Raw genomic sequence first — 13,181 nt, 5'->3', positions numbered from 1 at the left:
AGTCGGTACTCGGCTTTTGCCTCGGCCAGCCGCGTCCGCGCTTCGGGACTCCCGTCCAACCTCGCATACGCCTGCTGCAACTCCACCTCTGCCCGCCCCAGGCGCTCCGCGAGTGCCCGCCGCTTCTTCATGCTCATGGTCGAGGGTGGAAAGCAGGCGGCATGCCGCACTTCCACAGACAGCTCTTCGCCTCGCATGCGCCGAGCGACGGCTGCACGCCCGCGTCCGTCGACTTGCCCTACTGCTGCTCTACCGCCACCCGACTTAGCCCGCCTTCTCATTCATTCTGGGCTGCGAGGAAGCGCATCCTCAAGCGGTGCGCTCCAACAATACGAGTCGTGGCCCGCGCCATCGCGTCTGCGGGCATATTCATCCGTTCGAACTGCTGTCGCATTCCGTGAGCAGGTGCGCGCGCTGGAACCGACTACGCAGCCGCATTGAGGAATGGGAATCGGCCTTCCGCGATGCCTTGCCGCTGCGTCCCCAGCGGTGCCCCATGAGTGTCCAGGGCCCCGCCTTTCACATATGAGGAGAAACAGCCTCCAACAGTCACGCCGGAGATTCTTCGTGAGTGCCTGCCCCAGTGCCCGCCGCCAGGGCCCAGCCCATTGAAAGGGTCAGACCGGTGCGCCGGGCTCGACCGGGGCCGGGGCATTCACGTCGATACCGTCCCGGCGCAACTCGTCCGCGCTAGCCGCCACTGCCAGGGTGCCGGGCGGGTTGTCGTACCAGCCTGGGTCCGCGTAGTTCTTCAACCGCTCGCGAACCTTGAGCACGGTGAACATGCCTCCCACTGTCATGTAACCATGCTTGCCCTGGGCCCCCAGCATGGGAATGGAGTTGGGCGGGACGGGCATCCCCATCTCGCCCATCTCCGCCATCCCCGTCTGGCCCATCGTCATGTAGCCCGGCAGCAGCGTGCGGACCTTCGCGTCCAGGCCCCCCGGCTTCACGCCAGTCATATTGGGGAACTCATGGCCCATCTGGTTCATCATGTGGTGCGTCATGTGACAGTGCAGGGCCCAGTCCCCGGGCACGTCCGCCACGAACTCGATGACGCGTGTGCTGCCCACGGGGACGAGCACCGTCCCCTCTGGCTGCTGCGCGGACTCGGGGACGCGCCCGCCATCCGTCTCGGTGATGCGGAAGTGAAGGCCGTGCAGGTGGATGGGGTGGTGGTTCTGCGGGCTCAGGTTGCCCAGCCGGATGCGCACCCGCTGGCCCTGGCGCACCACGAGCGGCTCCGTGCCCGGGAACGCCTTCGCGTTCATGGTGAGCACGTTGAAGTCCGTCATCTCATTCGGGTTGGGCCGTCCCGTGCCGACGTCGATGCGCCATTCATGCAGCAGGATGACGAAGTCCCGGTCGACGAGGGGCCCCACAGGTCGGCGCGGGTGGATGATGAACATGCCCGTCATGCCGAGGCCAATCTGCGTCATTTCGTCATGATGCGAGTGGTACATGTTCGTACTCACTTGGCGCAGGGTGAACTCGTACCGGAACGTCTCACCTGGGGCGATAGACTTGTGGCTGAGGCCGCCCACGCCGTCCATGCCGCTGGGAAGCAGGATGCCGTGCCAGTGGATGGTGGTGGCCGCTGGTAGCCGGTTCGTGACGTAGATACGCACCCGGTCCCCCTCCACCGCTTCGATGGTGGGCCCGTGGACTCGGCCGTTGTAGCCCCAGCAGAACGCTTTCAGTCCCGGGGCAAACTCATGCTCCACCTCCTCGGCTACCAAGTGGAAGACCTTCACGTTGTCCACGACCTTCCACGGCAGCTTGGAGCCATTGGGCACCACCACGGGCCGATAGTCCCGGTTGGGCATTCCGGGGCGCAGCCAGTCCTGCCGCGCATCCCGCTGACCGGTGCCAGCTGCGGAGCCCTCGCGAGGCCCGCGCGCTCCTGGGACGGCGGACTGGGCGCGAGCCACAGAGCCACTCAGTAGCAGCGAGCCTCCCGTGAGCGTGGCTCCCGCTGTCGCCAGCATAGTCCGCCGCGTCAACGTTCCCTCGGCTCCAATCTCCGGAGGGTTTCTAGGGGTCCCCCTGCGCTCCAGAGTTTCGGAGACGTCATCCTTACAGGCCGGTGCGCGCTCGGGTTCAGTCGTGCGGTTGCTCATGGGGGCTCTCCGTGCCATTGGTGATGTCCTTTCCGTGCCCGGTGTGTGTCCCGGGCTGTGCCGGCTGCGCGGGTGGCCCGGGCGTCACAGGCGGTACGTGTTGGGAAGGCTGTGCGGGCGATGGCGTGGATGCCGCGCCGCCCTCCCGCAGTCGGCCACCCACGAGTTGCTCAAGGTCGGCCCGCGCAATCCAGTAATCGCGGACGGACTCGATGTAGCCCTGATACGCCTCCACCTGCTCGCGCTTGGCTGCGAGCAGTTGAAAGAGGCCTATCTGCATGGCGTTGTATTGGAGCTGAGACTGCTCGACGACCTTCTCACGAAGGGGCAACACCACCCGCCGGTAACGGTCGGCCACCATGCGAAGCGACAGCAGCCGGACGCGGGCGGCGCGAACCTCCGAGCGGGTGTTGACGGACAGCGCCATCAGTCGCCGCTCGCCCTGGCGGTGCTGAGCTTCCAGCCGAGCGATGAGGGCCTGGCGCTGGTCGAAGATGGGCAACTCCAAAGACAGGGTCGGGCCAAAGAGCCTGGGGCCGTCCGCATCCCGGTGCTCGTGAACGCCCACTTCCACGCGCCCGAAGAAGCGTGTACTCCGCGCGAGTTCCAGCGCATTCCAGAGCAACATGGCCTGCTTTCGGGCCGCGTCGATGTCCAGCCGTTGACGGATGGCGAGCGACTCCAGGTACTCCAGTGAGGCCTCCTGGTCAGGCAACGGCGGGAGCTTCGCGGAGAGGGTCCACTGCGTGCGTGGCCCCCACAGCCCCATGAGGCGGTTGAGATGCTCCCGGGCCTCCACCAAGGCGAGCTCCCTCTCCGCCAGTTCGAGCCGGGCTCCCTCGGCGGCAGCTTGCTCATTCGCAAGGTCCAGCTCCGTGATGTTGCCCGCTGTGCGCAGCCGGGCGGAGAGGTCCGCCGCCGCCTCGGCTGCCTGGAGAGCCATGCGGCGCAGTTCCACGAACTGCTGGAGGGACTGGACCTGATTGAAGGCCTTACGCACCTCGGCCGCGGTAGCCAGCGCCTCGTGCGCCACCCGTAGCGTATCGGCCATGAACTGCTCCCGGGCGACGCGCTTGCGCAGGGGCAGCGTGAAGAGGTCCACGAAGTCCTGCACCAGCGAGACCTCGTGCTCGGACACGCCACGCCCGGCAATGGGAAAGCCGATGCTCCCGTCCAACGTTGGGTTGGAGAGCAGGCCGGCCTGAACCATGTCGGCCTGCGAGACGCCCAGGTCCTCGTAAGTGGCCTGGAGCGCCGGGTTGTTGAGCAAGGCCACCTCCACCGCATGGTCCGAGGTGAGGTCCTCCTTCAGGAGCGCGTCGAGATGCCGCGCGACCTCGGCGTCCTCCGGAGTGCCTTGGTTCCAGCGCGTCTTGCGGCCCAGCCGCTCCTCGACGAGCGCCGCTACCTCGGCGTGGCCCCGCTCCTTCTGGATGGACGCGCAACCGCCTGCGAGCAGTGCCGCGCCCACGAGAAAGGTCAGCCTCACGGAGGAGGCCCTCCACGCCCATGGTTATGGCCCGATGGAGCGGGGCCTGACTGCCCCGCGTCTGCGGCCTCCGAACCCGCTGGGTTCTCCGGCACCAACTTCATGCCGCACTTGGGGCAAGTACCCGGCTTACGGGACCGCACCTCCGGGTGCATCGGACACGTGTAAACGGTGGCGCCTGCATCCGGGGCGGCGACCGGAGAGGATGCCCCATGGTGGGCATGCTCCGCTCCTTCTGATTCATTGCCGGGCGCGGGCACTTCCGGAGTGGGGGCCGTGAATGCGGTTGGCAGCGCAGCAGACGGGGCCTCGGGGGCATCCGGATTCGACGGATCCATCGAGGCGGGCAGCCTCTTCGGCTCGGAGACGCAAGCCGCCAAGAAAAGGGTATTCGCCAGCACACAGAGGGTTCTGCGCATGGGGCTCCTCGAGAGACTTGCCTGGATGGCAGCCAGGAAGTGGGCCCCAATAGAGCAACGGCCAAGCCAGCCTGCTCTCAGACCGAAGGCCCGTGCCGGGTGTAACCGGCGTCATCACACTGCCAAGCTAGAGAGGGCCGTGAGGCTCACGGTTTGACGGTTGGCGGCCCTCTTGGCGGCCCGCTTGAGTCCGGAATTGGCCTATGCGGACACAGCGGCTCCTAACGAGCCGGGGGCTGTGACGCTTCGATTGAACGCCCTGATTGAACGTTTCATCCGTAACCAGGCCGGTTACGGGGAAACCCGTTTGGGTACTCTGACAAGGAGCCTCTCCCCGGTAACCCCGCATGAAGAGGTGCGTTCAGCGCCCGGCACGCATTGTGCTCCAGCGAACCGTACCAACAGGATGCCACACGTCACGAGGGCATCCTCACTCCGGGAGAAACCAGCCGATGAAGATGCGCCTGATGGGAGCCCTCGCTCCCCTCGCCCTAATCGTCGCCACACCGGCGGCCGCATGTGCCGAGCACGCAAAGCAGGCTGAGCCCACCAAGCAGTCCAAACATGCCGCGCACGGAGGCGCAACTGGGACTGCATCTACGGAAAAGCCCTCTACCTCCCCGACCGTCAAAAACGGTATCCAGACTGTCGAACTCGCGGTGACAACCAAGGGCTTTGAGCCCGCGAACGTGAAGGTGAAGGCGGGGCACCCGGTCCGCCTCGTGGTCACCCGCAAGACAGACAAGACGTGCGCTACGGAACTCGTTGCGGCCGACCTGGGCATCAATCAGCCGCTTCCCCTGAACACGCCGGTGACTGTGGAGTTCGTACCCAGCGAGTCGGGCACGCTGCGCTACGCCTGCGCGATGGACCACATCAGCGGGCTCGTCACCATCCAGTAGCCTGTCGCGCCGTGGCGTGAGCCTCCCGTGGGGCCGCGCTACGGCTCGCCGCCAACGCAGCAAGAAGTCGTCGGAGCGAGCGCGGCAGTGCCTCAGTCTCCGTCGCCAGCCCGCCCGCCCGATTCACGCGCCCCAGTGGGATGCCCTCCTCGCGCTCGTGCATTGGCAGCAACTACACCGGGACGAACTGAGCCGGAAGAAGACGTCCTCCCGAAAGCAACCCTGCATCGTCGCGGCACACACGTCGCGGTGTGATTCTCGAAGTCACACCGTAACTCCTCGGGCTCCGGCTTCATCGGACCTACGAGCAGATGGAGTCCGGTTCTCCCCTGCGGTCCGCCACACCCGCAGGGCACTGCGCATGGCACAGGCGCTGCAATCACCATCGTCGTGCAATCAACTTTCAACATGTCCCAGCCAGCCCCTTCCTCTGCGTGGCGACGCGACTCGATGAGGCACGTTGCCCTCTTATTTGCGCTGCTCTCTCCTGTGGCGGCGCTGGCCCAAGACGACGCTCGCACGCCGGCCGCGCGAGCCACTTCTATACCGGCCCTGGCGACGGACACGACGGACGCGACGCTCGCGCAACTCCTCACGGAAGCCATTGATGCGCGCCCAGAGTTGCGCCAAGCCGAAGCACAGGCCCAGGCAGCCCAAGAGCGTGTCCCGCAGGCAGGTGCCCTGCCGGACCCAGTCCTTCAACTGGGCATTCAGAACGATGGCTTTGGCGAGCTCATGATTGGCGAAATGGAGGGCAGCTACTACAGCATCATGGCCTCCCAGGCAGTGCCCTTCCCGGGGAAGCGCGCACTGCGCACAGAGGTCGCCCGGCTGGGAGCCAAGGCCGCGTCGACGCAAGTCATGCGCGCACGGCTATCTATCGAGGCCGAGGTGCGCCGGGGCTACCTTGACCTGCTGCTGACGCGCGAGCGACTGATGCTGTTGGACCAGCTTGAGGCGCTCTGGAAGCAATCCGCCGAGACAGCCCGTATCCGCTACGAGGCCGGTGAGGGCGCCCAATCTGACCTGCTGCGCTCCCAGCTCGAGCTCAACCGGCTGCGGCAGCGCCGGGTGGCACTGAATGCCGAGGAGCGCACTCGGGCGCAGACCCTGAATCGGCTGAGCGGCCGGGCACTCGATGCGCCCCTGCCGACGACCCTGCGCGTGCGCGACCTGGGGGTGCCGGAGTTCGGCGACGCCGAGACGGCGACGAAGGATGCGTTCGCGCGCAGCCCCGAGCTGGCTCAGGCACACGCGACGGTGGAGCAGGCCGGCCAGCAGGTGGCGTTGGCGCGACGTGAGCGCCTGCCTGACTTCACCGTGAGCGCGGGAGTCATGCCCCGAGGAGGAAACTTCCCACCCATGTGGCAGGCCAATGTCGGCATCACCCTGCCCATCTTCTCCGGGAGGAAGCAGAACCGCGCGGTGGCGGAGAGCAGCGCCAATGCCGAGGCCACCACCCGGGCCAAGGAGGCCGTGGAGCAGGTGCTGCGTCTGCGAGTACTGGAGCGCATCACTGCCCTGGCCGCATTGCGCGACACGGTGGCCCTCTTCCGTAGTGGCATTTTGATGCAGTCGGCAGCGACCGCCGAAAGCACCCTGACACAGTACCGGGTCGGACGTGCCTCGTTTGCCTCGGTGCTGGAGGCCAACACCGGCATCGTCCGCGACGAAGAAGACTTCCTGCGGACGCTCGTCGAAGCGCACCGCCTCGCCATCGCCCAGGCCGAAGTGAGCCTGGAGCCCGTGGCGTCCATCGCCGGTGGAGGACTGGGCTCGGGCGGCATGCCCGGTGCGGGCAGCTCCCCGTCCACTCCCGCGCGCAGCACCGCACCGTCGGGTGGCACTCCGGGTGCCACGCCTTCCCCTGCTTCCTCCATGTCCGGAATGTAGTTCCGAGGCCCGCATGTCTCCCGTGAATCCCCCTCCTCCATCCTCTCCAGTCCCCTCTCGCCGCCGCTTCGGAGCCGTCGCACTCGCATCGACGGCGCTGGCCAGCGCGGTCCTCGGCGGTGGCGCCGTGCACCTGTTGGCGCACGGGGATGAAGCGCACGACGCCCACGCGTCACCCCCCTCGTCCTCCCCCGCGCCAACTGACTCCAAGGCGGCGGCCACCCAGTACCAGTGCCCGATGCACCCGAGCATCGTGCAGGACCACCCGGGGAAGTGCCCCATCTGCGGCATGGACTTGGTTCCCATGACACCTGCGCCGGCTACTCCCGGCGACCCAAGCCCCTCCGCGGTGCAGGGCTTGGCGCCCTTCACCATCGACCCCTCGCGCCAGCAACTTATCGGCCTGCGCACCGCGCCGGTGACGGAAGGCAAGGTTGGGGGCACCTGGCGGACCAACGGCCGCGTGGCAATAGACGAAACGCGCGTGCGGCGCGTCAACATGAAGGTGGCTGCTTTCGTCGAGCGAGTGTACGCGGACTTCACCGGCAAGCCGGTGCGCCAGGGAGAGCCGCTCTTCTCCGTCTACAGCCCTGAGCTGCTCGCCGCGCAGGAGGAGTACCTGCTGGCATTGCGCACCCGCCAGTCGCTGAGCCAGGCCGGTGGGATGGCGACGGATGGCGATGCGCTGGTCGCGGCGGCTCGACGCAAGCTGCAACTGTGGGACGTGCCGCCAGCGACTCTGGAGCGGCTCGCTAAAACGGGCGAGGCCAGCCGCACTCTCACCTTGGTGTCACCCATCTCGGGCGTCATCACCAAGAAGGACGTCGTCGAGGGAGCGCGCCTGGAACTGGGCGCTACGCCTTACGAGGTCGTCGACTTGTCACGTGTGTGGGTCCTCGCGGACGTGTACGAGAGCGAGTTGCGCCACGCGAAGGTGGGCATGCCCGCCACGCTCCAGCTCAAGGCCTTCCCTAATCGGGTGTTCGCCGGGAAGGTCGCCTTCCTCGACCCGGTGCTGGACCCGGCGATGCGCACCGTCAAGGTGCGCTTGGAGTTCCCCAACCCCGACGGCGACCTGCGCCCCGAGATGTTCGGTGAGGTGGTGCTCCGTGGCACGACGCGCAACGCGCTGAAGATTCCCTCTGACGCGGTCGTCCCCACCGGCACCACCCAGGTCGTCTTCGTGGCGCTCGGCGACGGGCGCTTCCAGCCCCGCGAGGTCCACCTGGGCGAGTCGGATGGAAAGAGTGTGGAGGTGACGTCGGGCCTGAAGGTCGGCGACCAGGTTGTCACCGGCGCCAACTTCCTCGTCGACTCCGAGTCCCGCCTGCGCGCATCGCTGGCTGCGCTGGCCGCCTCTTCATCCGGAGACGGCACGGCGGCGTCTTCCTCCTCGCCTCCGGCGAGTGCTTCCCCAGCCGCCTCCGGCCACGGAGGCCACTGAAGCCCATGATTCGCGCCATCATCCGATTCTCGGCCGAGAACAAGTACCTGGTCATCGCAGCCACCGTGGTGGCGCTCATCGGCGCGTGGTGGACCATGCGGAATATGCCGCTGGACGCGCTGCCTGACTTGTCCGACACCCAGGTCATCGTCTACGGGCGGTGGGACCGCAGTCCGGACATCATTGAGGACCAGGTCACCTACCCTATTACCACCGCGCTATTGGGCGCCCCGAAGGTCAAGGCGGTGCGTGGCTTCAGCGACTTCGGCTTCAGCTACGTGTACGTCATCTTCGAGGATGGCACAGACATGTACTGGGCACGAACGCGGGTGCTCGAGTACCTGTCTAAGATAACGCCCCAGCTTCCGCAGGATGTGAAAGTGGAGCTGGGCCCGGACGCCACCAGCGTGGGCTGGGTGTTCCAGTACGCGCTCGTGGACAAGGGCGGCAAGCATCGGCTGGACGAGCTGCGCTCCTACCAGGACTGGTTCCTGCGCTACGCCATCCAGAGCGTGCCGGGCGTCTCCGAGGTGGCCACCGTGGGCGGCCAAGTGCGCCAGTACCAGGTGACAGTCAACCCCAACACGCTAGCCAGCTATGGACTGTCGCTGGACGCGGTGGTGCGCGCCGTCCGTCAGGGCAACAATGACGTGGGTGGACGGCTCGTGGAGGTGGCTGGACGCGAGTACATGGTCCGTGGCCGTGGCTACGTGAAGAACGTTGAGGACATCGAGAAGCTCGTCCTCAAAGCCCAGGGAGGCACCACCGTCACCGTCAAGGACGTGGCCAGCGTGACGTTGGGCCCCGAGCTGCGCCGTGGCGTGGCCGACCTGGACGGAGAGGGAGACGCCGTAGGGGGCATCGTGGTGATGCGCCAGGGAGAGAACGCCCTCAACGTCATTGAGCGCGTCAAGGCGAAGCTTGAGGAGCTCAAGCCTTCGCTGCCCGAGGGCGTGGAGGTCGTCACCACCTACGACCGTTCGGACCTCATCGAGCGCGCCATCAGCACGGTGACGCACAAGATGGTGGAGGAAATCATCATCGTTTCAATCATCATCCTCATCTTCCTGTGGCACGTGCCTTCAGCCCTCGTGCCCATCGTCACGATTCCCGTGTCGGTGGCGCTGGCCTTCATTCCTATGTACGCGATGGGGTTGAACGCCAACCTCATGTCGCTGGCCGGAATCGCCATCTCCATCGGCGTGCTCGTGGACGGCGCCATCGTCGAGGTGGAGAACGCGTACAACAAAATCCACCATTGGATAAAGGACGGGAAAAAGGGCGACTTCCACCAGGTGCGACTGGAAGCGCTGATGGAGGTGGGGCCGGGCGTCTTCTTCAGCCTGCTCGTCATCGCCGTGGCCTTTATGCCCATCTTCACGTTGGTGGACCAGGAAGGCCGTCTCTTCCGCCCCCTGGCGTACTCGAAGAACCTGGCCATGGCCATCGCCGCGCTGCTGGCCATTACCCTGGACCCCGCAATGCGGATGCTCTTCGCGCGGGTGGAGCCCTTCCGCTTCCGCCCGAGGTTCTTGGCGTCGGTGGCGACCTCGGCTCTGGTGGGCAAGTACTACTCGGAGGAGCGGCACCCAATCAGCCGGCTAATGCACCGCATCTACGAGGGCCCCTGCCGCTTCGTGGTGCGCCACGCCAAGGCCACCCTCGTCGTGAGCGTGCTGCTGGTTGCCACTAGCATCCCCGTGTACCTGCAACTGGGCAGCGAGTTCATGCCACCGCTCAACGAGGGCACCATCCTCTACATGCCCTCCGCAGTGGAGCCCGGCATGTCCGTCACCGAGGCCCAGCGCGTCTTGCAGGTCCAGGACAAGCTGCTCATGCGCTTCCCCGAGGTGGAGCGCGTCTTCGGCAAGGCTGGCCGCGCCAACACCTCCACCGACCCCGCGCCATTCACCATGATGGAGACCACGGTACTGCTGCGTCCGGAGTCCGAGTGGCGCGAGGTGCCGCGCTGGTACAGCGGATGGGCTCCCGAGTGGCTAAAGGGCCTTTTGCGCCCCTTCTGGAGTGACCGCATCACCCAGGCGCAGCTGGAGTCGGAGATGAACGCCGCGCTCCAACTGCCGGGCATCTCCAATGCGTGGACCATGCCCATCAAGGGCAGGTTGGACATGCTAAGCACCGGCATCCGCACGCCCGTAGGCATCAAAATCATGGGCGCGGATCTGGCCACCGTGGAGCGGATTGCGCGCGAGACGGAGGCCGCGGTAGCCCGGGTGGAGGGCACCCGAAGCGCGTTCGCAGAGCGCGTGGCCGGAGGCTACTTCCTGGACTTCGTCCTCAAGCGCGACGAGCTCGCCCGCTACGGCCTGAGCGTGGACGACGCAAACATGATGGTGATGACCGCAGTGGGGGGCGACAACCAGTCCACCACCGTGGAGGGGCGTGAGCGCTACGGCATCAACGTGCGCTACGCGCGGGACTACCGCGAGGACCTCCAAGCGCTCAAGCGCGTGCTGCTGCCCCTTCCTGGTGGCCAAGGCCAGATTCCCATGGAAGCCATCGCGGACGTGGTGCTCGCTCACGGTCCCTCAATGATTCGCAATGAGAACGGCATGCTCACCGGCTACGTCTACGTGGACTTCGACACGTCGAAGTACGACGTGGGCAGTTTCGTGGAGCGTGCGAAGGAGGCGGTGGCCGCGGACGTGAAGGTGCCCGCCGGCTACTCCATGACGTGGAGCGGGCAGTACGAGAACATGCTGCGCGTCAGGGAGAGGCTCCAGTTGGTCATCCCGCTCACGCTCGTGTTGATTTTCGGGTTGCTGTACATGAACACGAAGTCGGCCTTCAAGGCGGGCCTGGTGATGCTGGCGGTGCCCTTCTCGGCCATCGGCGCGGTGTGGCTGCTCTGGGCGCTCGACTACAACGTCTCCATCGCGGTGTGGGTGGGCATGATTGCCCTGATGGGACTGGACGCGGAGACCGGCGCCTTCATGCTGCTCTTCCTCGACCTGTCCCATGACGAGGCGAAGAAGCGCGGGATGCTGCGCACCGAGGGCGACCTGGTGGAGGCCATCATTCACGGGGCCGTGAAGCGCGTGCGACCCAAGGCGATGACGGTCATGGCGGCGATGTTGGGCCTACTCCCCATCATGTGGTCCACTGGAACGGGCGCGGACGTGATGAAGCGCATTGCGGCGCCCATGGTGGGCGGCCTAGCCACGAGCTTCCTACTGGAGCTGCTCGTCTACCCGGCCGTCTACTTCCTTTGGAAGCGCCGCGAGGTGGTGCCAGGCCCGGCGACCCCCGAGGCCGAAGTCCCCGGCACTGCCGCGCTTCCTGCATAACCCTCTCCGCCAGGGCCGGCCAGGCTGCTCTGCCTAGGCGGCCTTGCGCCCCTCCCCGCTCGTATATGGATGCGGAGCGAGGGCGTCTAAATCCTTCATTCTTGGAAGAACTTTATGCATCGCAATCCATGGCTCATCGGGGCGGCTCTCGTTGCTTTCCTCGCCGTGCTCGCGGCAGTCAGTCTCGGCCAGAAGGATGATGCCGGGACGCCGGCCCGGCAGCCGCGCTCCGCATCGCCCTACCCGGAGGACGTCCCATCCACGGGCCACGTGCGCGAGTTCGAACTCGTCGCGGCCCCAACCGTCCTACCGCTCCTGGATGGGAGGAGTCTGGAGGTCTGGGCATACAACGGCCAGGTGCCCGGCCCCACCCTCCGCGCCAACCAAGGGGACACGGTCCGGGTGCGCTTCACCAACAAGCTGCCGCAACCCACGACCATTCACTGGCACGGCATCCGGCTTCCAAACGGGATGGACGGCGTGCCCGGGGTGACACAGCCCCCCATCCCGCCCGGGGACACCTTCGTCTACGAGTTCAAGTTGAAGGATGCAGGCACGTTCTGGTTCCACCCGCACCTGCGAGGGAGCGAGCAGGTTGAGCGCGGGCTTTTCGGTGTCCTCATCGTGGAAGACCGGGAACCCAGGCTCTTCACACGCGAGCTCGTCTGGGTGCTCGACGACTGGCGCCTCGACACGAGTGGCCAGGTCGATGCCCGATTCAACACGCGCCACGACCTCGCGCACGACGGCCGATGGGGCCAAGTTTCAACGGTAAACGGGGTTTCCCAGCCAGAGGTCGCGCTGCGGCCCGGCGAGCGGGTGCGCCTGCGGCTGGTCAACGTCGCCAATGGGCGTGTATTCGCGCCTTCCTTCGACGGACTGGACGCATCTGTCATCGCAGTCGACGCGCTGGCAACCGACCGGCCGCTGCCTGCCTCCCGCCTGGAACTCGCTCCGGGCAACCGCGTCGACCTGGACTTCATCGTCCCCGAGGCGCTGAGCGGGCAGCGGCTGGAGGTGGTGGACCGCTTCACACGCAGGCCGTTCCTTCTCGCCACGCTGGCGGTATCTGGAGAGGCGGTGTCGCCGCCCGCGAAGACTGAAGCGGCCACGATGCCGGCCCCCCACCTCGCCACGGCGCGCGCACTGCCCCCCTCGGAAACCTTCCGACTGAACGCCAGGCAGGGAGGCCCCTTTGGCATCGAGTGGACCATCAATGACGAGGCCTTCCGGCACGAGGGGGAGCATGCCTCCGCACACCACCGAGTCTACCGGCTCCCTGCGTACCAGTGGGCCAAGCTGCGCTTCGTCAATGAGTCCTACCGCCTGCACCCCATGCACGTGCATGGCCAGTTCTTCCGCGTGGTGGCGCGCGACGGCACCCCCGTGGACGAGGGGCACTGGCGCGACACGGTGCTCATCGGACCGAGAGAGACGGTGGACGTCGCGATGTTCCCGCAGGACGTGGGGGCGTGGATGCTCCACTGCCACATCCAGGAACACGCCGAGTCCGGGATGATGACGTTGGTGGATGTCCGCGCGGAGGACTCCCAATGAGCCCTCTACACGGCGGCCCACGCACCGAAAAATCCCTCTGAGCCAAGTC

At 66.5% G+C, this 13,181-nt stretch carries 8 protein-coding genes and 1 pseudogene; 6 read left to right on the top strand and 3 right to left on the bottom strand.

Translation table 11 applies throughout. The annotated features are described in order from the left end of the window. Positions 1 to 617: 617 nt before the first annotated feature. The 3 genes from MYMAC_RS09405 to MYMAC_RS38335 form a co-directional block, all read right to left on the bottom strand. On the bottom strand, positions 618 to 1,826 hold the full coding sequence (locus MYMAC_RS09405; protein ID WP_239989448.1) for a multicopper oxidase family protein: 1,209 nt from the start codon (positions 1,824 to 1,826) through the stop codon (positions 618 to 620). Between the two features lie 274 nt (positions 1,827 to 2,100). Beyond that, positions 2,101 to 3,609 (bottom strand): TolC family protein, encoded by a 1,509-nt coding sequence (locus tag MYMAC_RS09400; protein WP_095957839.1) that lies wholly within the window; start codon positions 3,607 to 3,609, stop codon positions 2,101 to 2,103. Beyond that, entirely contained in the window at positions 3,606 to 3,947 is a 342-nt protein-coding gene (locus tag MYMAC_RS38335; RefSeq protein WP_275663346.1) for a heavy metal-binding domain-containing protein, read from the bottom strand. The genes MYMAC_RS09400 and MYMAC_RS38335 overlap by 4 nt, the downstream gene beginning before the upstream one ends. Before the next feature lie 533 nt (positions 3,948 to 4,480). On the opposite strand from MYMAC_RS38335, the gene MYMAC_RS09390 reads away from it, so the two are divergent. The 6 genes and pseudogenes from MYMAC_RS09390 (at position 4,481) to MYMAC_RS09370 (ending at position 13,132) form a co-directional block, all read left to right on the top strand. Next, entirely contained in the window at positions 4,481 to 4,930 is a 450-nt protein-coding gene (locus MYMAC_RS09390; RefSeq protein WP_095957837.1) for a cupredoxin domain-containing protein, read from the top strand. A gap of 450 nt (positions 4,931 to 5,380) precedes the next feature. Further along, positions 5,381 to 6,823 carry a TolC family protein gene (locus MYMAC_RS09385; protein WP_239989447.1) on the top strand — a complete coding sequence of 481 codons (1,443 nt, stop codon included), beginning with the start codon at positions 5,381 to 5,383 and terminating at the stop codon, positions 6,821 to 6,823. A gap of 13 nt (positions 6,824 to 6,836) precedes the next feature. After that, positions 6,837 to 7,115 (top strand): annotated as a pseudogene (locus MYMAC_RS38545) (heavy metal-binding domain-containing protein); the annotation flags it as partial. A gap of 66 nt (positions 7,116 to 7,181) precedes the next feature. Further along, entirely contained in the window at positions 7,182 to 8,267 is a 1,086-nt protein-coding gene (locus MYMAC_RS09380) for an efflux RND transporter periplasmic adaptor subunit (RefSeq protein WP_239989615.1), read from the top strand. 5 nt (positions 8,268 to 8,272) lie between these two features. Then, positions 8,273 to 11,575 carry an efflux RND transporter permease subunit gene (locus MYMAC_RS09375; protein ID WP_095957834.1) on the top strand — a complete coding sequence of 1,101 codons (3,303 nt, stop codon included), beginning with the start codon at positions 8,273 to 8,275 and terminating at the stop codon, positions 11,573 to 11,575. A 165-nt stretch (positions 11,576 to 11,740) separates the two neighbouring features. Beyond that, complete coding sequence (locus tag MYMAC_RS09370) at positions 11,741 to 13,132, top strand: multicopper oxidase family protein (protein ID WP_239989446.1); 1,392 nt, start codon at positions 11,741 to 11,743, stop codon at positions 13,130 to 13,132. The last annotated feature ends 49 nt before the right edge of the window (positions 13,133 to 13,181 follow it).

Source organism: Corallococcus macrosporus DSM 14697 (assembly GCF_002305895.1).
Classification (GTDB): domain Bacteria; phylum Myxococcota; class Myxococcia; order Myxococcales; family Myxococcaceae; genus Myxococcus; species Myxococcus macrosporus.
This window is presented reverse-complemented; position numbering and strand designations above follow the sequence as displayed.